This is a genomic window from Pseudomonas eucalypticola (genome assembly GCF_013374995.1).
GTDB classification, from domain to species: domain Bacteria; phylum Pseudomonadota; class Gammaproteobacteria; order Pseudomonadales; family Pseudomonadaceae; genus Aquipseudomonas; species Aquipseudomonas eucalypticola.
The window spans coordinates 4,055,774-4,082,244 of record NZ_CP056030.1 but is presented as its reverse complement, the minus strand read 5'-3'; the positions used below and the strand labels follow the sequence as shown (position 1 = coordinate 4,082,244).

General features: G+C 65.0%; 15 protein-coding genes. 8 read left to right on the top strand and 7 right to left on the bottom strand.

The window, feature by feature from the left end:
* Window positions 1–75: 75 nt before the first annotated feature.
* The gene (locus HWQ56_RS17955; protein ID WP_176571352.1) at window positions 76–5,361 is read left to right on the top strand and encodes a dermonecrotic toxin domain-containing protein; all 5,286 of its coding nucleotides are present in this window, start codon (window positions 76–78) and stop codon (window positions 5,359–5,361) included.
* 66 nt (window positions 5,362–5,427) lie between these two features.
* Window positions 5,428–10,149 (top strand): dermonecrotic toxin domain-containing protein, encoded by a 4,722-nt coding sequence (locus tag HWQ56_RS17950; protein WP_176571351.1) that lies wholly within the window; start codon window positions 5,428–5,430, stop codon window positions 10,147–10,149.
* 142 nt (window positions 10,150–10,291) lie between these two features.
* Here HWQ56_RS17950 and HWQ56_RS17945 read toward each other — a convergent pair whose 3' ends face one another.
* The 4 genes from HWQ56_RS17945 to metH form a co-directional block, all read right to left on the bottom strand.
* The gene (locus HWQ56_RS17945; RefSeq protein ID WP_158155664.1) at window positions 10,292–10,786 is read right to left on the bottom strand and encodes a DUF934 domain-containing protein; all 495 of its coding nucleotides are present in this window, start codon (window positions 10,784–10,786) and stop codon (window positions 10,292–10,294) included.
* Complete coding sequence (locus HWQ56_RS17940) at window positions 10,770–12,428, bottom strand: nitrite/sulfite reductase (RefSeq protein WP_158155662.1); 1,659 nt, start codon at window positions 12,426–12,428, stop codon at window positions 10,770–10,772. Before HWQ56_RS17940 ends, HWQ56_RS17945 begins: the two co-directional genes overlap by 17 nt.
* A gap of 354 nt (window positions 12,429–12,782) precedes the next feature.
* Entirely contained in the window at window positions 12,783–12,992 is a 210-nt protein-coding gene (locus tag HWQ56_RS17935) for a DUF2970 domain-containing protein (RefSeq protein WP_176571350.1), read from the bottom strand.
* 44 nt (window positions 12,993–13,036) lie between these two features.
* The gene (gene metH, locus HWQ56_RS17930; RefSeq protein WP_176571349.1) at window positions 13,037–16,729 is read right to left on the bottom strand and encodes a methionine synthase; all 3,693 of its coding nucleotides are present in this window, start codon (window positions 16,727–16,729) and stop codon (window positions 13,037–13,039) included.
* Window positions 16,730–16,911: 182 nt separating this feature from the next.
* Here metH and HWQ56_RS17925 point away from each other — a divergent pair, with 182 nt between their 5' ends.
* The 3 genes from HWQ56_RS17925 (at window position 16,912) to nfuA (ending at window position 21,063) form a co-directional block, all read left to right on the top strand.
* The gene (locus HWQ56_RS17925; RefSeq protein ID WP_176571348.1) at window positions 16,912–19,206 is read left to right on the top strand and encodes a fatty acid cis/trans isomerase; all 2,295 of its coding nucleotides are present in this window, start codon (window positions 16,912–16,914) and stop codon (window positions 19,204–19,206) included.
* Window positions 19,207–19,386: 180 nt separating this feature from the next.
* On the top strand, window positions 19,387–20,409 hold the full coding sequence (locus HWQ56_RS17920; protein WP_176571347.1) for an acyltransferase family protein: 1,023 nt from the start codon (window positions 19,387–19,389) through the stop codon (window positions 20,407–20,409).
* Window positions 20,410–20,478: 69 nt separating this feature from the next.
* Window positions 20,479–21,063 (top strand): Fe-S biogenesis protein NfuA, encoded by a 585-nt coding sequence (nfuA, locus tag HWQ56_RS17915; RefSeq protein WP_158155652.1) that lies wholly within the window; start codon window positions 20,479–20,481, stop codon window positions 21,061–21,063.
* An 81-nt stretch (window positions 21,064–21,144) separates the two neighbouring features.
* Here the strand turns inward: nfuA and HWQ56_RS17910 are convergent, their stop codons facing one another.
* Complete coding sequence (locus HWQ56_RS17910) at window positions 21,145–22,047, bottom strand: LysR family transcriptional regulator (protein ID WP_425331910.1); 903 nt, start codon at window positions 22,045–22,047, stop codon at window positions 21,145–21,147.
* Between the two features lie 113 nt (window positions 22,048–22,160).
* Between HWQ56_RS17910 and HWQ56_RS17905 the strand changes: the two genes are divergently transcribed.
* From HWQ56_RS17905 to HWQ56_RS17895, 3 genes are read left to right on the top strand one after another with little or no spacing between them, the layout of a single operon-like run.
* Window positions 22,161–23,351, top strand: coding sequence for a CaiB/BaiF CoA transferase family protein (locus HWQ56_RS17905; RefSeq protein WP_176571345.1), 1,191 nt, complete (start codon window positions 22,161–22,163; stop codon window positions 23,349–23,351).
* Between the two features lie 16 nt (window positions 23,352–23,367).
* The gene (locus HWQ56_RS17900) at window positions 23,368–24,333 is read left to right on the top strand and encodes a hydroxymethylglutaryl-CoA lyase (protein ID WP_176571344.1); all 966 of its coding nucleotides are present in this window, start codon (window positions 23,368–23,370) and stop codon (window positions 24,331–24,333) included.
* Window positions 24,330–24,743 carry a VOC family protein gene (locus tag HWQ56_RS17895; RefSeq protein ID WP_176571343.1) on the top strand — a complete coding sequence of 138 codons (414 nt, stop codon included), beginning with the start codon at window positions 24,330–24,332 and terminating at the stop codon, window positions 24,741–24,743. Before HWQ56_RS17900 ends, HWQ56_RS17895 begins: the two co-directional genes overlap by 4 nt.
* On the opposite strand, the gene HWQ56_RS17890 is transcribed toward HWQ56_RS17895, so the two are convergent.
* The gene (locus HWQ56_RS17890) at window positions 24,709–25,680 is read right to left on the bottom strand and encodes a GlxA family transcriptional regulator (protein WP_425331909.1); all 972 of its coding nucleotides are present in this window, start codon (window positions 25,678–25,680) and stop codon (window positions 24,709–24,711) included. The two genes, HWQ56_RS17895 and HWQ56_RS17890, sit on opposite strands and share 35 nt — an antisense overlap.
* Before the next feature lie 8 nt (window positions 25,681–25,688).
* Window positions 25,689–26,435 carry a precorrin-4 C(11)-methyltransferase gene (gene cobM / locus HWQ56_RS17885; RefSeq protein ID WP_176571342.1) on the bottom strand — a complete coding sequence of 249 codons (747 nt, stop codon included), beginning with the start codon at window positions 26,433–26,435 and terminating at the stop codon, window positions 25,689–25,691.
* Window positions 26,436–26,471 lie beyond the last annotated feature (36 nt).

Genomic DNA, 26,471 nt, shown 5'->3' with positions numbered 1-26,471 from the left:
CAGCAATATCTACCGCCTTGCCCGACGGTCGGAATGGTTTCCTGAGGCCTCAACTCGCCTCAGGATAACCTTTCCATGCCTACCGACTCAAAAGCCGCACCCGCGCCCCTGGCCCACCAGGAGCTGATTAAGCAAAGCCTGCCTGCCTGGCTGACGAGTGCCTCGCCGGCCCTGCGCAAGGCTTACCAGGCCAGCGCCACCACCAGCCTCTATTCCATGCTCGCCGCCCAGGCGCGGCTGGCCCGTCTGCAGTCGCCTACCGAGTTCGCCCGGCCCTTGCTGCAGGCCGAGCTGGCACGGTTGTACCCCGATGTGCCCGCCGATGTGGACAAGCACGTGCTGGTACGCACCACCTACACCCCTGGTCTGAAACTGGACGGCGGCGTGGTGAGCGGTGAATTGCATGCCACCCAGCAGACCCTGCTGGAGGCAGCCCTGGTCAACTTCGAGCCCCACGAAACCGAACGCATGGAACCATCGCCAGGTTACGCGGTGATCCTGCCCGAGGGTGAGCACCGCTTCGACCTCGATGCTGATGACGCGCGCCTCTACCGGTACCGGCGCGACAAGGTCCTGCCTATCAGCGCCGAGGCCTTCGCGGCCCTGTGCCGCTCGCTCGATCTGGGGGCGCGTTACGAAGAGCACCTGATAGAAGCCCTCAACCCCGCCAGGCTTAGCGCGAGCGTGCCAGACAACGCGGCCGATGCGGTCACCACCGACCTGCTGTACGCCCTGCGCGACGAGTTGAACGTGCAAGCCCACATCGCCCGCATGAAGGGTGATGTGGACGAAGACGCCTACCCGATGCTCCTGGCCCTCAGCGGGCCCGAGCCAGAGAAGGCGCGCTGGGCGGGCGAGCCCGTGGTCTTCTGCCAGGTGACCCTGCTCGATGCCTTGGGGCGCCTGCCTTATTCGTTGCTCGGCATGGCGGTGATTCGCTGCCCTGGTACCGGCGCCTGCGTGGTGTATATGCCGGGCGAGCCGGACCATGTCTTCAAGCAATACGCCAGCGTCGAAGCCTACGCCACCGCCTTGAGGGCCCGATTGCGAGACCGTGGCTATCAGGATTATCTGCGCCGCTTCGTGCTGCGCCGGGATCAGGTGCCGTTCTTTGAACGCCTCAACGATGTACTCAAGCCCAAGCCCGTGTTCGGTGGCATGCGCCAACCGGACCCCGATGCCAACCTCGACCTGAAGGCCACCGAGCACGACACCTCGCTGTTGCGCTTGCTGCACCAGCACCGGCTGTCCAAGGCCTCCATCGATGGGCGCATGGCCGTGGTGCCGACTGCCATCAAGAACCGCCAGGAGCGTGAGGCGCGCCTTGCCTACTACCTGGGGCTGGAAATGGATGCCCTGACCCTGGCCTCGTTTTTCGTGCCCGGCGTCGGGGAATTGATGGCGGTGGTCGGCGGCGTACAGCTGATCGAAGAGGTGTGCATCGGCGTTTCCGAGTGGCACCACCACCAACGAAGTGAAGCCGTGGGGCATTTCATTGCCGTGGCGGAAAACCTGGCGGCGGTGGCGGCGACAGCGGGTGCCGGGCATGTGCTGAAAAATTCGGTATTCGTCCAGGAACTGGTCGTGGTCAACGAGGGAGGCACGAGCCGTTTGTGGCATCCAGACCTGGCGCCCTATGAAAGCCCCGTGGTATTACCCGAAGGCGCCATCGCCAACGCACGCGGCCAATATGAAGTGCAGGGCCGCACCTACGTGCGCATCGATGGGCGTGTGCACGAACAGGTGCGCGACCCGGCCACCGGCCGATGGGAGGTGGTGCACCCGGTCGATAAAGGCCGCTACCGACCGCCGCTGCGGGACAACGGTGCCGGTACCTGGCGCCATGAACATGAGTCGGCACTGAACTGGAACAGGGCGACGTTGCTGCGCCGCCTGGGCCCGGTCACCGAGGGCCTGGACGATGCGGCGCTGGAGCAGGCGCGCCTGGCCAGTGGTACCTCGGAGGGGGCACTGCGTGACCGCCTGTTCAATGACCGCAAGCCGCCGGCGACACTGGGCGAGAGCTTGCGTCGTTTCCAGGTAGACCAGCAGGTCGATACCCTGATTGGCCGCATCCGAGAGCAGGTACCCATCCCTGCGGCCGACAGCTACCCTGCGCCTTTGCTGGTGAACCTGCCCGGTTGGCCGGCCGACGTCGGGGTGCGGCTCATGGCCGAAGCGGCCCCGGGTACCCTGTACGAGGCCGTGGCGGGTGAAACGACCGAAGCGGTGACCATTACCCGCGAGGAACTGGAAGCGGGGCGCCTGGCCGAGCGTGTGGTGGCTCAGCTGGACACCTCGCGCCTGGAGCAACTGTTCGGCGACAGCGTCGCCAACAACGCCCCCGCGCGTACCGACGTCTTGAGCCAGCGGCTGGCCGATGAGGCGCAGCGTGAGCGCGCCGCCATCTTCGACAGCCTGGACCAGGCCCGCCAACCCCAGCCGGACGCAGCGGCCCGAGCGCTGCAGCAGTCCTTCACGCAATTGAACACCAGCCTTGCCCAGGCCGTCGTCGACCAGGCCACCGACGCTGAACGCGCGCTGTTGCTGCGCACCGGGCAGCCGCCCGTGGCAATGGCCGAAGCCGCGCGCCTGGCCATTCGCCAAGGACGGTTGGGTTGCGCCATCGACGGCTTTTACCGGCCACAGTTGCTCGGTGACGACAGTGCCCGTCTCGGCGTGCGTGGTTTGTCATGGCTGGAGGGCTGGACCGGCAAGGTACGCCTGGAATTGCGCGACGGCAGCCGCCGAGGCGAACTCCTGGTGAGCGTGGGCGAAGCGGCCGACGCCGAACGTAAATTCATCGTTCGTCGCCGCGATGGCTACCAGGCCATGGACGAGCAGGGGGAGTTGCTCGGCGGCGAACAGGACTTGTTCAGTGCCATTCTGCAGGCCTTGCCTGACAGCGAACGCGATGCCCTGGGGCTGCAGATCAGCGATCGTGACAGGCTCTTGCAGCGCCTGACCGCTGCCGTGCAGCAGGACCGAGATCGCGCCAGCCGCACGCTCGGCCAGATAGTGGAGCAGGCATGGATGCGCCCTTGGCAGCCCCGGGTCGAACACCTCGAATACCAAGGAATGCCGGGGGACGCTCGTACCCCTCACGAACGCCTGCGCGCGTTGTACCCCCACATTCCAGAACTGGAATGGGCCGAGTTGAAGGCCGACTGGCGGGCGAGGAACGTGAACCTGGACATGCACGCGCAAAAACTGGAGCAGGAATACCGGGTGCTGGACCGTTCGCTAAGCGACTGGGTGCGGCAACCTTCCTCCCGCACCCGTGAGGACGGCCAACCGGTGGCGGAAGAGAGCCGGCGGCAAGTCGCCGAGCGCATCCGCGAAGCCTGGCGACGCGAGACGCGGCATCCATCTCCTTTGAATCTGGTCCCGAGCCTGACCCTGGACCTGCGTGGCATGGAAATCGGCGAGTTGCCGGTGTTGACCGCGGATTTCAGCCATATCGACACGTTGCTGCTCAATGACATGGACATTGCGCAGGGCGCTGAGAGCGCCGCCCTGGACTTCTTCCTTCAGCGTTTCCCGAGGGTGCGGGCCATCAGACTGTCTGACAACCGCCTGAGCAGTGTGCCGGCGGCGCTGGCCACGGCCAGGGAGCTGGTGTTTCTCGACCTGGAGGGCAACCGCATCGACGAAGCGTCAGGCGGCCTGAGCCCGCTGCAGAATGCGCCGAGGCTGCAGCAACTGTTGCTGGACGGCAACAGCCTGACCCTGGACGCCGCCTCCCTCGAGGTACTGGCCAGCTGTTCGCAACTGCGCGAGCTGGGCGTGGAAAACAACGCGGTGCGGCTGGACGCCGCCGGGTTCCAGCGCCTGGCCCGCCTGCGCCGCCTGGACTACCTGCGCCTGGCCAGCAACCAGATCACCCTGACCCCGGAAAGTGTTACCGCGTTGGCGAACCTGGGTGGGCTGCGCGAGCTCGACCTGCGCAACAACCCGCTGGAGCTAGCGCCCCAGGTCAGTGGCATGCTGCGCCTGCAGTTGTTGAACCTGCGCAGCACCGGCATCAGCCAATGGCCACAAGGCCTGACCGAGTTGATGTTCGACCCGGGCGCGCGGTTGCAGGCCGTTGACCTGGCCAACAACGCCATCGTCGAGGTGCCGACCTTGACCAACAGTCATTTCGTCGAGCAGTACCGAGCCGAGCAGGGTGGTGAGTTGGATGAGGAATATTCGTTCTCCATCGCCAATAACCCCTTGTCGGAGGCGTCGCGCGAGCGCCTGCGCGCCGCGCGTTTGGCACCCGGCATCGACGGCGCTGGGCTGGTGGTCAACGAAGACGCGCCGCTGGCCGGCGAGCGCAACAGCGAACGCTGGTTGCAGGGCTGCCCAGAGCCGCTGCTGACCCGTATCCGTGCGCTGGAGCAGGAGCCTGAGGCCGGCCAATTGTTCTACGTGATGCGCCGGCTGATCGAGACCCGGGAATTCCGCCTGCGTGGCCAAGCCGTGCTGGAGGAAATGTGGGAGGTGCTACGGGTGCTGGTGCACCCGACAGCAGAGGAGCAATCTCTGGGCTTGATAGAACTCCGCGACCAGTTGTTCGAGCTGGGCGAACAGGCCGAAGCCACCTGCGGTGATGGCATTGCCCTGCTGCTGCAGCGCTGCAAGACCTTGGTCAAGGTGTGGAAAGCCGCCGCGCAGGCAGCGGCCAGCGGCGATGCGATGCCGTTTGCACTGCTGGACACCTCGCGGGCCCTGTACCGCCAGGCGTTGCTGGAGTCGGTGGCTGACCAGATCTACATGGCGCGCGTGGGTCGCCGCCAGCTCATGGCCCGTGAGGGGGAAATAGTGCCGCCCTTGCACCTGGGGGACGACATCAGCGACGTCACGCTGCGGGCAGGAGTGCCCGACCGTGCGGAAATCATCCTCAAGCTGAAGATCGCGTTGGCCACGCGCCTGAACCTGCAGGAAACGTACGGCGGCATGCTTTATGAGGCCTATGTCAGTGACCGCGTGGTGGATGCCGTCGAACGTGAGGTGCTGGCGCGCGAGCGTGCCGGGGGGGAGGCGGGGCTCAAAGCGTGGTTGGTGCAACAGCAGTACTGGTCACGTTACCTGCAAAAACTGAATCCACAGCCATTCGATCAGTTGCTCACGTGGCGGGCGGCAGTGTTCGACTACATCGAAGCGCTCGAGGCACCCGAGGGAAGCCCGCCCGACGGCCTGCTTGCCGACCTGCAGGCGCAGTTGCCTGGGCGCCTGACCGTCGTGAATGGTGTGCTCCAGCCGCTGGTGCTGACGGAGGGCGAACGTTCTCGACTGATGAACTGGCTGGGTGACCAATACCACCAGCGCCATGCCCAGTTGATTTTGCGACTGACCGTGCTGTCCGCCCAAGGCTGACCGCGTCCCTTCACTTTCTACGAGGCGCGTGCCAATGGGCGCGCGCCTTGCGTGCAGGAGCACACCATGCTCACTACTTCATACTCTGTTGCCGCCTACCCCGAGGCGCAGCACACCGGCTTGTTGGCCGATAACTTGCCGGGCTGGCTACGCCAGGCTTCACCCGCGCTCAGCCAGGCCTATTGGCACTGGGCAGCGGCCAGCTTGCGCAGCAGCGCTGCGGTGCAGGCGTTGCTGGGCCGGGTCCAGGCGCCCCATGCTTTCGCCGAAGACCACTTGGTCAAGGCGCTGGCGCAGCGCTTCAACCGCACCGTGGCGGTGCGTGAAAGCGAATTGGTCTGGTTGCACCACACGCCCGGTCTGCCCAACCTGACGGATCGCCAGCGCACTCAAGTCACACGGCACAATCTGTTGCAGGCGGCCATGGCCAACTTTGCTCCGCAACACCTGCAGGCCACCGGTTTTGGCGTTGGCTCGGTGATCCTCCCCAAGGGCCGCTTCAACGAGCGTGGGCCCTTGTGGCCACCCCATGCCTACGATGAGGCGGACCGCCTGGGGATCGAACCGGTGGCGTTCGCCCGTGCATGTCGCGAGCTGGACCTGGGCGCGGCCTACCAGCAGCATTTGCTCGATACCCTGGGGCCCGCGGTCCCGGATGCCACCAACGAGGAGCAAACCTGGCGGGTCCGTACCCTTGAACAGCACTTGCATGCCGAATTGCAGGTGAACGCCCGCGCCGCTCACCTGCGCGGGCAATTGAGCGACGACGCCTTGCAGTGCCTGATCGGCACGGCGCAGGCCACCTGGGCGGGGCGGCCGGTGGAGTGGGGGCGCCTGCGAATCCTGGTCACCCGGCACCATGACGGCTTTGCCTTGCAACCGATGCTGGTGTTGCGCCAGGCAGGCGCAGCACCCGCCCGCTGCCTGGTCTACTGCGCCGGGGAGGGGCCAATGGCACTGCGCGAATATACGGATTGGCCAGCCCTGTGCGAGGACTGGCGTCAGGGCTTGCTCGACGCCCAGGCGTGCGCGCGGCTGGAGCGCTACGTCGGCCACGGCCAGCAGGCTGAATTCGCCCGTCGCCTGTTGGACACCCTGCGCCCCAGTGGCTGGTTTGGCGGCGACCGTGCCGTCGACCCGGCGGCCGACCTGGGCCTGCGCTGGACCGCCAGCAGTGGGCCGGTGGCGCAGCAGCTGCGCCGGCAATGGCTGGAAAAAAGCCTGGGCGATGGTGCGACCTGGGTGGTGCCAACGGCCGAACAAGACCGCCAGGCCCATGCCGCGCTGATGGCACGGTTGGAGGCCACCGGCATGGACCTGGCCACGCTGGCTGCCCTGTTCGTGCCAGGCCTGGGCCTGGCGATGGCTGCCGTGGGCGCGGTGCAACTGCTGCGCGAGACCTACCTGGGGGTGGACGACTGGCGCCACGGGCAGCGCGACGAAGCCCTGGGGCACTTCGCCAGTGTGGCCTGCAACCTGGGTTTCATGGCCGTGACGGCGGGCGCCGAGCGGCTGGGGCAACCCTCGGCGTTCGTCGAAGGCATGCTGCCGGTGGTGACGCCGGCAGGTGAGCAGCGGTTGATCGCCCTTGACCTGCAGGCCCTGGCGGTTGCCGAGGGTCCCCCTCCAGGCACGCCCATCAATGCCAAGGGGCATTATGTTCACGCGGGCCAGGCATACCTGCGCCTGGACGGGCGCTGGTACCTGCACGCCAGCGAACAAGGGGCGGACTGGATACGCCCGTCGCAAGCGGGTGTGGACTGGAAAGTCGCCGTACGCCACAACGGCCAGGGTGGCTGGCGTGGCGCGCACGAAGACCCCGGCCACTGGAGCAACGAACAATTGATGCGGCGTTTCGGCCCTGCGTTGGAACCTATCGATACCCCGGTGCTGGAGGGCCTGCGCCAGGCCATCGGCCTGAGCCGTGAACAGCTGGTGCGCCTACACTTGGACAACCGGCCGCTGCCCTGTGAAGCTCAGGCAGGGCTGGAATACCTGGGACTGGCCCCAGCCCGCCAGCCGGGCAGCATGGGCGGCCGCAGCCTGGGGCAGCAGTTCAGCGGGTTACCTGCCGCCAGCGCCGAGGCCATCGCTGCTGGGGCCCGGCGCGGTGAGCGCCGTGTTCTGGGCGCAGGCCGTGTGCCCTTGCGCCTGGCCGAACAGGCTCACTTGGCGCAGCGTGAAGCGCGGCTGAACGAAGCGTTGCTGGATCTATGGCGCGCCACCCCCGGCAGCCGCGTCGCTAACCGCTTGCTGGAGGCCGGTGCCCGGCGTATGCCAGGCTGGCCTGCCGACCTGAAGCTAACGCCCGATGAGGTCCCGGCTGACACGGACATCGCCGAGCAGCTGTGGCAACGACTGTCACCGGCGCAGCAGGATGCGACAGGTTGCAGCGACCACGCCGACCTGCGTCGCCAGGTGTTCGAGCGCCTGGCCGCAGACCGTGGCCTGGCCGCCCAGGCCATTGGCCAGGCGCGCGTGCTGCCCTGGCTGCGGCCACCTGTGCGCCAAGCCAACGGCCTGCTCGGCTACCCCTTGAGCGGGCGTGGGGGCCAGGGCATCCGCGGCCGCCTGCGGCTGCTGTACCCAACGCTCGATGAGCTGCACCTTGAGGAGCTGGAAGCAGGCCTGGGGGACCACCCTCATCGCAACATGCTGCGCCTGGAGGCCGAATTCGGCCGGCTGACCGCGACCCTTGAGCAGTGGCGCCGGGCGTTGGTGGACGTTGCCGATGACGTCGACGGTGCCCGCCTGCAGGACCGCGTCAGCGCCGTCGACATGATTCGCTGCGCCTGGCAGCGCGACACGCACCGGGCAGAGGGGCCGGAATGGGAAGGCATGGGCTATGTGCTGGACCTCAGTGACCTGGAGCTGGGCGACCTGCCCGCGCTGGACGCCGACTTCAGCCATATCGACTTGCTGCTGCTCGATAACGTGGGGCTGCAGGCAGACCCATCGCCGTTTCTGCAAGCCTTCACGCATCTGCGTGCGCTGGAGCTCAGGGCCAATCAACTGACCGCCGTGCCCGCGGCGGTCGCTCAACTGCCGTGGCTGGGCAGGCTGCACCTGGACCACAACCTGTTGCAGGCGAGCGACACCCTGTTCGCACCCCTGACAGGCTTGCAGCACCTGCGGTATCTGGCGCTCAGCGACAACCCCATGACCCTGTCCCCCGCGGCCATGCAGGACCTGGGTGGGTTGGGGAGCCTGCGTCAGCTCTATCTGGATAATGTTGCCCAGGGGCTTAGCGCGGCCGACGTCGGTCAGTTGGCGCGGCTGACGCAATTGCGTCTGCTCAGCCTGCGCGACAACGGCGCGCTGATCGACCGCCAGGGCGTGTTGGCGCTGGGACAGTTACCCCACCTGGAAACCCTGCGCCTGGCGGCCAACAGCGTGGCGCCAGGCGTCACGTTCGACGGTTTCGCGGCCCTGCGCGAACTGGACCTGGAGGGCTGTGAACTGGAGCAGTGGCCCGAGGGATTGTCGGCACTCATGAACCGCGCACCCTTGCGCCTGGAATGGGTGTCGTTGCTGGATAACCCCTTGGTGGAACTGCCGCCCTTGGCGCACCTGATGTTCTTTCGTGCGCCCCGGGCCCTGGGCATGCAACCGCTGGACATCGACCAGGGCGAACTGAGCAACGGCGCCCTGCAGCGCCTGCTGGATGCCGGCATCGAGCCGCACCTCGAAGAGCCAGTCGTAGCCGCAGGCGTGCCGCCGGTTCACTGGCGCCAAGGCCTGGATGCGGAGTTGGCCAATACGTTGCGTGAGTTGCAGGCGTTACCCGCAGCCGGGGATTTTCTCCTGGCGCTCGACCGTCTCGCCAGTTCGCCCACCACGTTACCCGGGCGGTTGGCCGCGCGCCTGCGCATCCACAGCCTGTTGCGCGCAATCAGCGTGCCCGCCGATGCGGTCGCCGACGCGGGGCTTACCCACCTGCGCGAGATGCTGTTCGCCGTGGCCGACGATGCCCTCAATACCTGCGGCGATGGTATTACGCTGGTGTTCAACCGCTGGGAAACCCATGTGCTGTTCTACCAGGCCAGCACCGCGGTGCAGGAGGGGCCGCAGGCCATGGCGCCGGTAGTGGCCATGGCGCGCGGGATCATGCAGGGCGAATTGCTCGATGAGCGCACCATGGCAGTGGTGCGCCGGCGGCAGGCGCGGCGGGCAGTGCTGTTCCCCCAGGCGGGCGGGCGCCTGGTGTTCGAGTGGGAAGTCGAGGCGTTGACCCCCGACCAGGCTGCGGCAGCACCCGCGCTGGACCCGTTGGATGACCTTGCCGACCGCGAGCTAATGGCCTCGCCCGACGAAGCGGAATTGCGTTTGCTACTGCGGCACACGCTGGCCATGCGCCTGGGGCTGCCCTTGCTGCCGGCGCCCATGCTGTACGGTGAGTTGGCCTCCGAGCAGATGATGCTGCGCATGGCGGCGTGGGTGGAACAACAGGCCACGCCCCAGCGTCTGGAGGACTGGCTGGTGAACGAGCCAGCCTGGCGCGACCTGCTGCGCAGGCGCTCACCGGCGCCCTTCGAGCGGTTGCAGGCCCATTGGTACAGCGGCCAGGAATACCTGTTCGAATTAAGCCGCCCGCAACCGGATATCCAACCCTTGGCTGCGGATGTGCTCGCGGCGATCCGCGGCGAGCCAGTGGCGGGTCATGAGCCGGTGACGCCGGACCTGCAGTTGAGCGAAGCGGATCAGGAAGCAGCCCGCCAACGCCTGGGCGCGGCCGAGCGAGCAGCGTTCGATGCCCTGGTACGGACCATGACGCGCGAGTTCCTGTAAGGGATCGTGTCGTTTGGCTGGCAGGGGCAAGCCGTGTTTGGGCGCGCGTAGCTGGCCAGCAGAAAAGGCCACGCGGTCTACCGATAGACCGCGTGGCCCTGTTGCAAACCGCCCTCACCCATGAGCGAGGGCGGTGCAGTATTCAGCGACGACGGAACAGCGGCAGCGGTTCGTCAGTGGCGGCCTGGTAGGTCACCGAGAAGTCCTTGAGGCTTTCCAGCGCTTCGTACGGGTCTTTGTCAGCGCGCAGGGCGAAGGCATCGAAACCGCAACGGTGCAGGTAGAACAACTGGTCGCGCAGCACATCACCAATGGCCCGAAGTTCGCCTTTGAACTGGTAGCGGTCACGCAGCAGGCGCGCATTGGAGTAATTGCGCCCATCGGTGAACGCCGGGAAGTTCAGGGCGATGACCTGGAACTTGTCGACGTCGGCGCCGATTTCCTCGGCTTCCTCGTCGCTGTCCAGCCACACGCCCAGGCCGCCGTCGCGGGCTTGCAGGGCATGGCCGTGCTCGCGCCACAGGGCCAGCGGCACGATCAGGTCGTCGCAGTTGCTGATGCCGTCCAGGGTCGCGTCCTTGGGCAGCAGGTGCCAGGTTTCGTCGACCACTGCGTTGTTCTTAATGATTCGCTGCATAGACGCGCTCCTTGAAGGGCTCGATACCGATACGCTGGTAGGTGTCGATGAAACGTTCATCTTCGGTGCGTTGTTCCACGTACACGTCGATCAGCTTGCTGATCACGTCAGGCATGGCTTCCTGGGCGAAGGAGGGGCCCAGGATCTTGCCCAGGCTGGCGTCGCGGCTGGCGCTGCCACCCAGGGACACCTGGTAGAACTCTTCGCCTTTCTTGTCCACGCCCAGGATGCCGATGTGGCCCACGTGGTGGTGGCCACAGGCGTTCATGCAGCCGGAAATGTTCAGGTCCAGCTCGCCGATGTCGAACAGATAGTCCAGGTCGTCGAAGCGGCGCTGGATGGATTCGGCGATCGGGATCGACTTGGCGTTGGCCAGGGAGCAGAAATCACCGCCCGGGCAGCAGATGATGTCGGTGAGCAGGCCGATGTTCGGCGTGGCGAAACCACCTTCGCGCAGTTCCAGCCACAAGGCATGCAGGCGGCTCTGCTCGACGTCGGCCAGGATGATGTTCTGCTCGTGGGACGTGCGCAGCTGGCCAAAGCTGTAGCGGTCGGCCAGGTCGGCGACGGCGTCCAGTTGCTTGTCGGTCAGGTCGCCCGGGGCAACGCCCGTGGGCTTGAGCGACAGGGTCACTGCCACGTAGCCCGGCTTCTTGTGGGCCAGGGTGTTGCGCGTGCGCCAGCGGGCGAAGCCCGGGTGCTCGGCGTCCAGGGCGCTCAGCTCGGCGCTGAAGTCCGGCAGGGCCTTGTAGTCCGGGTCGACGAAGTGCTTGGCCACGCGGTGCAGCTCGGCTTCGGTCAGCGTGGTGCTGCCGCCGCGCAGGTGTTCCATCTCGGCATCGACCTTCTGGGCGAACACCTCAGGGGTGAGGGCCTTGACCAGGATCTTGATGCGCGCCTTGTACTTGTTGTCCCGACGGCCATAGCGGTTGTACACCCGCAGGATGGCGTCCAGGTAGCTGAGCAGGTCTTGCCACGGCAGAAATTCGTTGATGAACGAGCCCACCACCGGGGTACGGCCCAGGCCGCCACCCACCAGCACGCGGAAGCCCAGCTCACCAGCAGCGTTGTGCACCGGCTCCAGGCCGATGTCATGCACTTCGATGGCGGCGCGGTCGGTGCTGGCACCGTTCACGGCGATCTTGAACTTGCGCGGCAGGTAGGCGAACTCGGGGTGGAAGGTGGTCCACTGACGCACGATTTCGCACCAGGGGCGCGGGTCGATCACTTCATCGGCAGCAACACCGGCGAACTGGTCGGTGGTCACGTTGCGCAGGCAGTTGCCGCTGGTCTGGATGGCGTGCATCTGCACCGTGGCCAGTTCGGCCAGGATGTCAGGAATATCTTCGACCGCCGGCCAGTTGAACTGCACGTTCTGGCGAGTACTGATGTGGGCATAGCCCTTGTCGTAGTCGCGGGCGATCTTGGCCATCATGCGCGTCTGGCGCGAGGTCAACTGGCCGTATGGCACGGCCACCCGCAGCATGGGCGCGAAGCGTTGGATGTAGAGGCCATTCTGCAGGCGCAGCGGGCGGAACTCTTCTTCGCTGAGCTCCCCGGCCAGGTAGCGTCGGGTCTGGTCACGGAACTGCTTGACGCGGTCCTCGATGATCCGTTGATCGTACTCGTCGTAAACGTACATAGGTGTCCTGTTCTCAGGCTGCTTACAGCATTTCGCGCGCACGGCCGCGCACTCCCAGCGGAGCCGACGAAAGATACCAGTTTCGGGTTATGCGCAAAAGTGATGTTTGAATATAAGGAAAGATCAAAAAGTACTAACCTTAGTACTTTAGTCTCAAGTCCTTACTTGCCGTGGGGGCAAGGCTGAACTTAACTGCGAAGGCGTCCTGATAAAAATCATAAAGAGGCGACCGCACCATGAGCAACCCCGTGAAAAGCCGCAAACCCGACAGCAGCGTCGATGCCTGGGCGATCCTGTTCCTCATTATCCTGGTAGTGTCAGCCGCGGTGTTCTGGGTCAGCCACCAGTAGGGGCTTACACCCCGGCCAGGTGTACCACCAGTTTCACCAGTGCAAACAGCCCTAGTGCAAACACCACCGTGCACACGATGCCCAGCGAAATGAAATGCGCTGGTTTGCCGTGGGTAAAGTCGCGTTCGCGGTTCTTCTGGCTCTGCACGCCGAAAGCGGCAGCAATGATGCTGTGCAGCATTTGCCAGAGGGTAGGGGGCTTGGTCGTGGGCATGGTGGCGACTCCTTGCCCGACAGTGTAGCCCCCTTCCACAGGGGTTACGCGTCGTAGCCCAGGTTCGGCGCCAGCCAGCGCTCGCTCACGGTCAGGTCCTGCCGCTTGCGCTGGCTGTAGGACTGCACTTGGTCCTTGTCCACCTTGCCCACGGCGAAGTACTGCGCCTGTGGGTGGGCGAAGTACCAGCCGCTCACGGCCGCGGCCGGGAACATGGCGAAGTGCTCGGTCAGGGTCACGCCGCTCTGGCCGTTGTGGTCCAGCAGTTCGAACAGGGTGCCTTTCTCGGTGTGGTCAGGGCAGGCCGGGTAACCCGGGGCAGGGCGGATGCCCTTGTACTGCTCCTTGATCAGCGCTTCGTTGTCCAGCACCTCTTCGGGGTCGTAGCCCCAATGCTCTTTGCGCACCTGCTGGTGCAGCCATTCGGCGCAGGCCTCGGCCAGGCGGTCGGCCAGGGCCTTGACCATGATCGAGTTGTAGTCGTCGCCCTTGTCCTGATAGGCCTTGGCCACTTCCTCGGCGCCGATGCCGGCCGTGGTGATGAAACCGCCCACGTAGTCGGTCACGCCGCTGTCCTTGGGTGCGACGAAGTCGGCCAGGCTGAAGTTCGGCTTGCCGTCGGGCTTGATGGTCTGCTGGCGCAGGTGGTGCAAGCGCGCCAGCGGGCGACCGTCGTCGGCATACACTTCGATATCGTCGTGGTCGACCTGGTTGGCAGGCCAGAAACCGAACACCGCGCGGGCGCTGATCAGCTTTTCATCAATCAGCTTGCGCAGCATTTCCTTGGCGTCCTCGTACAGCGCCGTGGCGGCTTCACCCACCACTTCGTCGGTGAGGATGCGCGGGAATTTGCCGGCCAGGTCCCAGGAAATGAAGAACGGTGTCCAGTCGATGTACTCGGCCAGCACGTTCAGATCGATGTCGTCCAGTACCTTGGCACCGGTAAAGGTCGGCTTCACGGGCTGGTAACTCGCCCAGTCGAATGTCGCCTTCGCCGCGATCGACTGCTCATAGGTCAGGCGTTCGGTACGGGCGCTGCGGTTGGCGGTGCGCTCGCGCACTTCCACGTAGTCCTGGCGAGTGCGCTCGACGAAGCCCGGTTTCAGTTCCTTGGACAGCAACTGGGTGGCCACGCCCACGGCGCGCGAGGCATCGGTGACGTACACCACGGCATCGTTGCTGTACTTGGGCTCGATCTTCACGGCCGTGTGGGCCTTGGAGGTGGTGGCGCCGCCGATCATCAGCGGCAGGTGGAAGCCCTGGCGCTGCATCTCGCGGGCCACATGGACCATTTCGTCCAGCGACGGCGTGATCAGCCCGGACAGGCCGATGATGTCGCAGCGTTCTTCCTTGGCCACCTGCAGGATTTTTTCCGCCGGCACCATCACGCCCAGGTCGACGATGTCATAGCCGTTGCACCCCAGCACTACGCCGACGATGTTCTTGCCAATGTCGTGCACGTCGCCCTTCACCGTGGCCATCAGGATCTTGCCCTTGGCTTCCGGCTTGTCACCCTTTTCGGCTTCGATGAAGGGGATCAGGTGCGCCACGGCCTGCTTCATCACCCGCGCGGACTTCACCACCTGCGGCAGGAACATCTTGCCCGAGCCGAACAGGTCGCCGACGATGTTCATGCCCGACATCAGTGGGCCTTCGATCACCTCGATAGGGCGCTTGAACGACTGGCGCGATTCTTCGGTGTCTTCGACGATGTGGGTGGTGATGCCCTTGACCAGGGCGTGCTCCAGGCGCTTGTTCACTTCCCAGCTACGCCACTCCTCGGTCTCGGCTTCCTTGACGCTGCCGTCGCCCTTGTACTTGTCGGCGATGGCCAGCAACGCATCGGTGCCTTCGGGAGTGCGGTTGAGCACCACGTCTTCCACGGCGTCGCGCAGCTCTTGCGGGATCTGGTCGTAGATCTCCAGCTGGCCGGCGTTGACGATACCCATGGTCAGGCCATTGCGGATCGCATACAGGAGGAACACCGAGTGAATGGCCTCGCGCACCGGGTTGTTGCCGCGGAACGAGAACGACACGTTGGACACGCCGCCGCTGCTCAGGGCGTAGGGCAGTTCGTCACGAATGAAGGCGCAGGCATTGATGAAATCGACCGCGTAGTTGTTGTGTTCCTCGATACCGGTGGCCACGGCGAAGATGTTCGGGTCGAAGATGATGTCTTCCGGCGGGAAGCCCACCACGTCCACCAGAATGTCGTAGCTGCGCTTGCAGATTTCCTTCTTGCGCGCCTCGGTGTCGGCCTGGCCGGCTTCGTCGAAGGCCATCACCACCACGGCGGCGCCGTAGCGCTTGCACAGTTTGGCATGGTGAATGAAGGCCTCTTCGCCTTCTTTCATGCTGATGGAGTTGACGATGCCCTTGCCCTGGATGCACTTGAGGCCGGCTTCGATCACTTCCCACTTGGAGGAGTCGATCATGATCGGCACGCGGGAAATATCCGGCTCGCCGGCGATCAGGTTGAGGAAGGTGACCATGGCCTTCTTCGAGTCCAGCATGCCCTCGTCCATGTTGATGTCGATCACCTGGGCGCCGGCTTCGACCTGTTGCAAGGCCACTTCCAGCGCTTCGGTGTAGTTCTCTTCGCGGATCAGGCGGGCGAACTTGGCGGAGCCGGTGATGTTGGTGCGTTCGCCGACGTTGACGAACAGTGAGCTGCGGTCAATGGTGAACGGCTCCAGGCCCGACAGGCGGCAGGCCTTGGGAATGTCTGGAATGGCCCGCGGCGGGTACTTGGCCACAGCCTCGGCGATGGCCTGGATGTGGCCAGGGGTGGTGCCGCAGCAACCGCCGATGATGTTCAGGAAACCGCTGGCGGCGAACTCCTCGACCACCACGGCCATTTCGGCCGGGGTTTCGTCGTATTCACCGAAGGCGTTGGGCAGGCCGGCGTTGGGGTGGGCGGACACGTGGGTGCCGGCCTTGGTCGCGAGCTCTTCCAGGTAGGGGCGCAGGTCCTTGGCGCCCAGGGCGCAGTTCAAACCTACGGAAATGGGCTTGGCGTGGGCCACCGAGTTCCAGAAGGCCTCGGTGGTCTGGCCCGACAGGGTGCGACCGGAGGCGTCGGTGATGGTGCCGGAGATCATGATCGGCAGTTCGAAGCCGATTTTCTCGAACACGCCCTGCACGGCGAAGATCGCCGCCTTGGCGTTGAGGGTGTCGAAGATGGTCTCGATCAGGATCAGGTCGGCGCCGCCCTCGATCAGGCCTTCAGTGGCCTCGGTATAGTTTTCCACCAGTTCGTCGAAGGTGACGTTGCGGTAGCCCGGGTCATTGACGTCCGGGGAAATGGAGCAGGTACGGCTGGTAGGGCCCAGCACGCCGGCGACGAAGCGCGGCTTGTCCGGCGTTTCCAGGGTCTTGGCGTCGGCCACCTGGCGCGCCACCCGGGCACCTTCCACGTTCAGTTCGTACACCAGCGACTCCATGCCGTAGTCGGCCTGGGACACCTGGGTGGCGTTGAAGGTGTTGGTTTCCAGAATGTCGGCGCCGGCGTCCAGGTACGCCTTCTCGATGGCGGCGATGATGTCCGGTCGGCTGAGCAGCAGCAGGTCGTTGTTGCCCTTGACGTCGCTTGGCCAGTCGGCGAAGCGCGTGCCACGATAGTCGGATTCCTCCAGACGGTAGCTCTGGATCATAGTGCCCATGCCGCCATCGAGAATCAGGATGCGCTCTTTGAGGGCTTGCTGAAGTGCTTGGAGACGAGCGCTGCGGTCAGACATTGGGCTACCTGTCAGGACAAAGACAAAAATGAAGAGGCGAAATAATACCAAACCTGCGCGCTTTTAAACGCTTCTGTCTTTTACATGAATTTCGTTCATGTTTGAGGCGCCCCACCACAGGTAGAATCGGTACCACGGTGACCGAGTCGCCCGATCCAACTTCACAATCAGGACCCCGCCACATGGTGCACCGCTTCCTTGCCGCCGCAGTCATTCTGCTTGCTAGCCTGACTGCTCACGCGCAGGACCCCGCCGCCAGCCCGGCGATTTCCTATACCCGTGACATACAGCCGATCCTCACCGAAAAATGCGTGGCCTGCCATGCCTGCAACGATGCCGCCTGCCAGCTCAACCTGGGCAGCGCCGAGGGGGCGACCCGCGGCGCCAGCAAGGTGCCGGTGTACCAGGGCGACCGCAGCACCGCCGTCACCCCCACGCGCATCTTCTACGACGCCAGCGGCCCCGAGGCCTGGCGCCGCAAGGGTTTCTACTCGGTGCTCGACGCCCAGGGCAGCCAGGCGGCGCTGATGGCGCGCATGCTGGAGCTGGGCCACGACAACCCATTGCCGCCCAACAGCAAACTGCCCGACAACATCGTGCTGGGGCTGAACCGCACCAACATGTGCCCAATGCCCGGGGAATTCGACGCCTACGCCGCCGCCCACAAGCATGAAGGCATGCCGCTGGCCGTGACCGGCCTGACCGATGCCCAGTACGCCACCGTCAAGCGCTGGATCGCCGCCGGCGCCCCGGTGGACCAGCAAGCGATCCAGGCCAGCCCCAAGGAAGCGGCGCAGATCGCCGAGTGGGAAGCGCTGCTCAACCGCCCGGGCTCCACGGAGGCGCTGGTGGCCCGCTGGCTGTACGAGCATCTGTTCCTGGCGCACATCTATTTCACCGGCGGTGAGCCGGGCCACTTCTTCCAGTGGGTGCGTTCGCGCACACCCAGTGGCCAGCCCATCGACCTGATCGCCACCCGGCGCCCCGACGATGACCCAGGCTCGGTGTTCTATTACCGCCTGATGGCGGTGCAGGGCGTGATCGTGCACAAGACCCACATCACCTACCCCATGGGGCCGGCCAAGCTGGCGCGGGTCAAGCAACTGTTCTACAGCGGTGACTGGCATGCCACGGCGTTGCCCGGCTACGGGCCGCGCCACCGTGCCAACCCGTTCGAGACCTTCCAGGCAATCCCCGCGGTAGCCCGTTACCAGTTCATGCTGGATAACGCCGAGTATTTCGTGCGTACCTTTATCCGCGGGCCGGTGTGCCGCGGGCAGATCGCCACCGACGTGATCCGCGACCACTTCTGGGCGCTGTTCCAGGAACCGGCCCGTGATCGCTACGTCACCGACGCCGCGTACCGGGCCAAGGCCACGCCGCTGCTGGAGATGCCTGGCCAGGACGACAACGTCGGCAGCATCCTGTCGCTGTGGCTGGCCTACCGTGACAAGCGCAATGCCTACGAAGACCTGCGGCGTGACGCCTACGCCGACATGCCGCCGCCCAGCTGGGCCACCCTGTGGGCCGGCAACGATAATGCGCTGCTGACCATCTTCCGTCATTTCGACAGCGCCTCGGTGAACAAAGGCCTGATCGGCGACGTACCGACCACGATGTGGCTGTTCGACTACCCGCTGCTGGAGCGCACCTATTACCAGCTGGCGGTGAACTTCGACGTTTATGGCAACGTGGCGCACCAGGCGCAGACGCGCCTGTACTTCGACCTGATTCGCAACGGCGCCGAAATCAATTTCCTGCGCCTGATGCCGGCGGACAAGCGCGGCAAGCTGCTCGACAGCTGGTACCAGAACAGCGGCAAAGTGAAGATGTGGCTGGACTACCAGAAAATCGACACCAGCACGCCCAGCGGCATGCAGCTCAACGAGCATGACCCCAAGCGGGATTTCGGCCTCAAGCTGATTCAGCGCGCCGGCACGCTTAACGCCAGCCCCGACCCGATCAACCGCTGCACGGGTGCCTATTGCTCGCGCACCGGCATCAGCGAGGAGTTCAAGAACGTCGAGCAGTCCCTGAGCCGCCTGGTATCGCGCCCGGCCGCAGGGCTGAAGGTCATCGACCGCTTGCCAGAGGCCACCATGCTGCGCATACCCGGCAAGAGCGGGCGCATGGTCTACAGCCTGCTGCGCAACCGCGCGCACACCAACGTGGCGTTCCTGCTGGGCGAGGCCTACCGCTACGTACCGGGGCTGGACAGCCTGACCCTGTGGCCCGGTGTGCTCAGCAGCTACCCCAACTTCATGTTCAACGTACCGGCCGACCAGGTGCCGGCCTTTGTCGACGCCCTGGAACAGTCCCGGGACCAGGCCAGCTTCGACAAGATCGTCGAGCGCTGGGGCGTGCGCCGCACCAACCCGCAATTCTGGGATTTCTTCCATGACCTGAGCACCTACATTCAGGAGACCGAGCCCCAGGAGGCAGGGGTGCTGGACATGAATCGGTACGAGAATCTGTAGAACGGTGTTGCCCGTTTCACGAGCTTTGCCCGGTCCCACAGGGTTCAACGTGGGGCTGGGACCAAGCGCTCGGAGGGCACCGCTGGTCAATCAGGCTGACCTTTGCCCCTTTTTTGTAGTCGGACCTAGTGAGCGTGCACCGAAAGGGCGCACAGTCCGGTGACAAAAAAGGCGGTAAACATGCTGATTTCGCTTCAAGCCCTCCGGGCCCTGGCAGCCTGGACGGTTGTCTGCCATCACTTCATGCAAATCTTCTTCGACTTCCATGCCAGCGGGCCGATCGGTCAATTCTTCGTTGATCGCGGTGCCGTCGGCGTCGACATTTTCTTCGTCATCAGCGGCCTGGTGATTTACCTGTCCACCCAGGACAAGGACATGCCCGCCGGGCGATTCCTGCTCAACCGGGCCATCCGTATCATCCCGGCCTACTGGTTCTACACCGTGCTCATGGGTTTGATGATCGTCGCCCTGGGCCAGCAAATGCCTCACCAGGTGGTGGACCTGCCGCATTTCATCCTGTCGTTGCTGTTCATTCCCTCCGAGAACCCCGGTGGCTATGGCCTGTACCCCACGTTGAACGTAGGTTGGACCCTGAACTACGAAATGTTCTTCTACCTGATGTTCTCGCTGGTGTTCGTGGTGCCGCAGCGTCTGCGCCCGCTGGTGGTGGCCGCGGCCTTGTTCGCCGTGTGCGAGATGGTCAGCACGTACGGGGTACTCAGCCGCTTCTACGCCAACAACATCATTTACGAGTTCCTGCTGGGCATCGCCATCGGCTGGGCCTACCGCCGCGGCTGGGTCGCCCAGGGGTTGTGGATGCCACTGATGCTGATCGCCGTCTCGCTGGTGGCCATCTACAATCTGCCGGCCAGTGACCGCTTGCTCAACTGGGGCGTGCCCAGCGCCATCATCGTGGTGTCCTGCGTGGCCATGGAGCCGTGGTTCAAGGGCAATCGCCTGCTCAAGACCCTGGGCGACTGTTCCTACTCGGTGTACCTGATCCATGTGCTAGTGCTGTACACCGGCTGGTTCGCCAGCGAGCGCCTGAACATCAACCCTTACCTGGTCTTCGCCATCTGCGTGCCGGTGATCGCCCTGATGTCCTGGGCCAGCTACATCTGGATCGAGACCCGCCTGTACCGCCGCATGAAGGCCTGGGCCGAGGCCCGCCTGGCGCCGGTACCGAGCCGCTCCATAACCTGACAAAAATACTGGGACTTTGTGCCGCGCCCGGTTTGGCGTAAACTGCGGGCAAGTCTGTGAGGAACTTACATGAGCGCCATAACGATTACCGACGCGGCACACGATTACCTGGCCGATCTGCTGGAAAAGCAGAACACCCCGGGTATCGGCATTCGAATTTTCATCACCCAGCCGGGCACTACCTACGCTGAAACCTGCATTGCCTACTGCAAGCCAGGCGAGGAAAAACCGGAAGACAGCGCCATCGGCCTGAAGAGTTTCACTGCCTACCTGGACGCGGTCAGCGTGCCGTTCCTGGAAGACGCGGTGGTCGACTACGCCACCGACCGCATGGGTGGCCAGCTGACCATCAAGGCCCCGAACGCCAAGGTGCCGATGGTCAACGAAGACAGCCCGATCAACGAGCGCATCAACTACTACCTGCAAACCGAGATCAACCCGGGGCTGGCCAGCCACGGCGGTCAGGTAACCCTGATCGAAGTGGTCGAGGACGGCGTGGCCGTGCTGCAGTTCGGTGGCGGTTGCCAGGGCTGCGGCCAGGCTGACGTGACCCTGAAGGAAGGCATCGAGCGCACCTTGCTCGAGCGTATCCCCGAACTCAAGGGCGTGCGCGATGTGACCGACCACTCGCAGAAAGAAAACGCCTACTACTAAGGCGTGCGCTGCGACACTGAAAAACGGCGCCCCGTGAGCGCCGTTTTTTATTGCCGAACTGAAGACCTGCCACTGGGTCACTCAAGACTCCAGGTTGCTCAGGAACCTGTACAGGTTGGCGGCCTCGGGGGAGAGCCTGGCGGCATCGGCCACGCCCACATACAGGGTTCGGGAGGCCCAGCTGCCTTCCAGGGGGATGGCGCGCAACTTGGACACCAGCAGTTCCGGGTGCACCGAGCCTAGCGGCAGGATGCCGATGCCCAGGCCGGCATTGATCATGCGGCAGATGCCGTCGAAGCTGCTGACCTGGATGCGCACCTTGAGCAGTTTGCCGGTGCGTGCTGCTGCATCGGTGATGCGGCGAAGCAGCGAGCTGCCCTGATTCAGCGCCACATAGTCGTAGTCCAGGGTGTCGGCCAGGGTCACGCTGGGCTGCTGCGCCAATGGATGGACTTGAGGTACCAGCACTACCAGCCGGTCACGTCGGTAGGGCTTGATCTCCAGGTGAGGGGCGGGGACATTGTCGGCGAAGATGCCGATGTCGGCCTGGCCGTCTTCCACGGCCTGGACGGTCATCTCGCTGAGCGCTTCCTCCATGCCGATGCGCACGTGCGGGTTCGCCCCCAGGAAAGTCGTGAGGTCCTCAGGCAGGAATTGGATGACCGCCGAGGTATTGGCGAACAGCCTGACGTGGCCCCGCACGCCGTTGGCATAGTCGCTGGCGTCATACGCCATGCGCTGCGCGCTTTCCAGGATATGACGGGCATGCTCTGCCAGCCCACGCCCGGCAGCGGTCAGCTGCAGGCCGCGAGCCAGACGCACGAACAGCGTGCACCCGGTCACTCGTTCCAGTTCCGACAAACGCTTGCTGGCGGCGGAAACGGTCATGTGCGCGCTGTCGGCGGCGCGGGTCAGGTTCTGGTGGTCGGCCGCCAGCACCAGGAGGCGCAGCGATTGCAGGTCGAGTGGGTACAGGTTCATCAAGGAGTGGCCTAGCGTTTCCGTTTGCTCAAGGGTAGTGGAAATTTTGTGAATTCTCACTGGCCTGGTTTGGGGGGATGATTCAACCGTCGCCTCCAACAAGAACGGAAAACGTCATGAGCTTACCTTTGGACGGTATCAAGGTGGTTGAGATGGGCCAGCTGATCGCAGGCCCGTTCGCCGCGAAAATCCTGGCCGAATTCGGCGCCGAGGTCATCAAGATCGAACCGCCGGTCACCGGTGACCCGCTGCGCAAATGGCGCATGCTGCATGAGGGCACTTCCGTGTGGTGGGCCGCCCAGTCGCGCAATAAGCAGTCGGTTACCCTTGACCTGCACCAGGCCGAAGCCCGCGAGGTGGTCAAGCGCCTGGTGCAGGAGGCCGACATCCTCATCGAGAACTTTCGCCCCGGTACCCTGGAAAAGTGGGGCCTGGGGTGGGACGAGCTGTCTGCCCTCAACCCCGGTCTGGTGATGTTGCGAGTATCGGGTTACGGCCAGTCTGGGCCGTACAAGGACCTGCCGGGCTTCGGCGTGATCGGCGAGGCCATGGGCGGGCTGCGACACTTGTCCGGCGAGCCGGGGCGTACCCCTGTTCGCGTGGGCGTGTCGATCGGCGACTCGCTGTCGGCCCTGCATGGCGTCATTGGTGTGCTGCTGGCGCTGCGTCACCGCGAGCAGAACGACGGGGCAGGGCAGCAAATCGACGTGGCCCTGTACGAGTCGGTGTTCAACATGATGGAAAGCCTGATCCCCGAGTACTCGGTGTTCGGTGCGGTGCGCGAACCGGCAGGCAGCAGCTTGCCCGGTATCGCCCCGACCAACGCTTACCGCTGCCAGGACGGCAAGTACGCGTTGATCGCCGGCAACGGCGACAGCATCTACCGCCGCCTGATGGAGAAAATCGACCGCCTGGATTTGGCCGATGATCCGGAGCTTGCCCAGAACGATGGTCGTGTTCGCCATGTGGCACGGATCGACGCCGCTATTTCCACCTGGACTGCCGAGCGCTCGCTGGACGAGGTGCTGGCGGCCCTCAAGGACGCCAACATCCCCTCGGGCAGGATCTATGACGCGGCGGACATCGCCGGTGACCCGCACTACCAGGCCCGGGACATGTTGATCCCCAGCACCCTGGACGACGGGACCGCTGTCACCCTGCCGGGGATCGTGCCCAAGCTGCTAGGCACGCCGGGGCGTATCAAATCCCGCGCCCCTGCCTTGGGCGAGCACACCGATGCAGTGCTCGACGGCATCGGCATCGACGCGAGCACCCGGGAAACCTGGCGCCGCCGCGGCCTCATCTGATACAGGAGTAGCCTCAATGAAACGCCTGTTCATGCAGGAAGTCGCCACCCGTGACGGCTTCCAGAACGAAAAGACCTTCATCGACACCGGGGACAAGATTGCCCTCATCAACGCGCTGAGCCTGTGCGGCTACGCCAAGATCGAAGTCACGTCCTTTACCTCGCCCAAAGCCATTCCTGCGCTGCGCGATGCCGAAGCCGTGATGGCCGGCATCCACCGTCAGCCGGGTGTCGAGTACACCGTGCTGGTGCCGAACGTGCGCGGGGCCGAGCGGGCATTGGGCTGTGGCATCGACGAAGCCAACCTGGTGATGTCGGTCAGTGAGCCGCACAACCGCTCCAACCTGCGCATGACCCGCGAACAGTCCTTCGCCCAGCTCAAGGAAGTGGTCGGCGTCATCGGCCAGGGGCCTGTGGCGATCAATGTGTCGCTGTCTACCGTGTTCGGCTGCCCCATGCAGGGCGACGTGCCCGCGGGTGAAGTGCTCAACTGGGTCGAGCGTTTCGCCGACCTGGGCGTGCGCGGCATCACCCTGTGCGACACCACCGGCATGGCCTTCCCCTCGCAGGTCGAAGCACTGTCGCGGCAGGTGCGCGAACGCTTCCCGCACCTGCAGACCACGCTGCATTTCCACAACACCCGTGGCATGGCCTTGGCCAACACCCTGGCGGCCCTGCAGGCCGGCGTTGACCGTTTCGACGCTTCGCTGGGCGGCCTGGGCGGTTGCCCTTACGCGCCGGGTGCCAGCGGCAACGTGTGCATGGAAGACCTGGTGCACATGCTCGACCTGATGGGCTACGACACCGGCATGGACCTGGCGCGCGTGCTGGCCGCCTCGGCCACACTGCCTGGCCTGATCGGCCATGACACCCCCAGCGCGATCCTCAAGGCCGGGCGACGGCTGGACCTGCACCCGATTCCTGAACATGTGCACACCTTGAGCAAGCAGGTGGCCAACCCCGAACTGGAGCGTACCCGATGATCGACCACCTCGACCACCTTGTGCTGACCACCATCGACCTGGAGGCCTGCAAGGACTTCTACGTGCGCGTGCTGGGCATGCGCGACGAGACCTTCGGCAACGGCCGGTTCGCCTTCCGGTTCGGCAATCAGAAAATCAATGTGCACGTACGCGGTCATGAGTTCGAGCCCAAGGCTCACTTGCCTGTGCCAGGGGCTCTGGACCTGTGCTTCATCGCCACGCACAGCCTTGCGCAGGTGATTGCCCATCTGGAAGCGCAGCGCTGGCCCATCGTCGAAGGACCGGTGCAGCGCACCGGTGCCACGGGCCCGATTCGTTCGGTGTACGTGCGTGACCCGGACCTGAACCTGATCGAGATTTCCGAGCCACTGGACCTCAACCAAACCGCTCCGCATAATGCTGCGGGCTGACGCCCAGCGTCTTTTGAAAACTGCGCCGCAAACTCTCCGGGTGCCCATACCCGCACAACCGCGCCACGCTCTGTACCGACGCTTGCCCCCCCTGCAGCAGGGCCCGGGCCGACGCCAGGCGCACCTGTTCGACGTAGCGCGCGGGGGTGGTGCCCAGTTCCGCGGTAAACACCCGGTACAAGGTGCGCGGCGCCATGCACGCCCGTTCGGCCAGCGCCTGCAGGGACAAGTCGTCGCCCAGGTGCGCGGGTATCCATTCCAGCAGCGCCGCCAGCCGCGGTGCGCGGCTGGCTTCGGGCGACAGGTGCGGGCTGAACTGCGCCTGGTCGCCCGGGCGCTTGAGGAACATCACCAATCGCCGCGCCACCGCCAGGGCCAGGGTGCGGCCCAGGTCGTCCTCCAGCAGCGCCAGTGCCAGGTCGATACCGGCGGTGACGCCGGCGGAGGTGAACAGGTGCGGGGCACCCGGTTGGTAGGTATGCAGCCGTTCGCCCTGGACCTGAATGCGGGGAAAGGCCCGCAGCGCTTCGACATCGGCCCAATGAGTGGTGGCCGCGTGGCCGTCGAGCAGGCCGGCATGGGCCAGGATCAGCGCACCGGAACAGACCGAACCCAGGCGTCGCACCCGCGGTTCCGCGTCGCGCAGCCACTGCAGCAGCGGTTGATTGCCGAACTGGGCTTGCTCACCTTGGCCCCCGGGCACCAGCAAGGTGTCAAAGATACCCGGGTCGGTGGCGTGAAAGGCGTGTTCGGCGTGCAAGGCAAAACCGGCCGAGGTCACCACCGGGCCGGTGCTTTCGGCCAGCAGGTGCAAGGTGTAGGCGGATGGCAGGCCCAGGCGCGCCCGCTCTTCGTTCGCCGAGGCGAACACCTGCAGGGGGCCGGTGACGTCCAGGCTCATGACCCCGGGGTAGATCAGGCAGGCGATGTGGCGCATGGTTCGTATCACTGTCGGTACAGGTGTGCATGCCCGGCGCGGTACAGCGCCGACTCGCCAAAGGCGTCGGTGTCCAGCACCCGCCCGACCAGGATCAACGCCGTGCGCCGGAACCCCTTGGCTGCCACCCTGGCTTCGATGTCCGCCAAGGTGCCTACCACCCAATCCTGATCCGGCCAACTGGCCTTGTGAATCACGGCGATCGGGCAATCCTCACCATAATGCGGCAACAGCTCGCCGACAATCCTCGCCAGGTGCTGCACACCCAGGTGAATGGCCATGGTCGCCCCATGCCGCGCCAGGTCGTGCAGGGCTTCGCCCTCAGGCATCGGTGATTTGTCGGCGTAACGGGTGAGGATCACCGTTTGCGATACCCCAGGCAACGTCAGCTCCGCGCCCAGCAGCGCCGCGCAGGCGGCCGTGGCGGTCACCCCGGGGATGATCTCGAAGGCAATGCCGCGCTCGCGCAGGCAGCGGATCTGTTCGCCGATGGCGCCATACAGGCTGGGGTCGCCGGAGTGAACGCGTGCTACGTCCTGGCCTCGCGCGTCGGCGGCGGCGAGGAGTTCGATGATCTGTTCCAGGTGCAGCTCGGCGCTGTTCACCACCTGCTCGGCGCGGTGGCCTTCCAGGACGGCGGTGGGCACCAGGGAGCCGGCGTAGAGGATCACCGGGCATTGGCGAATCAGCCGCTGGCCCTTGACGGTGATCAGTTCCGGGTCGCCGGGGCCGGCGCCGATGAAGTAGACGGTCATGGGGAAATCCTGAGTGAAACGGCCACGGCGTGAATG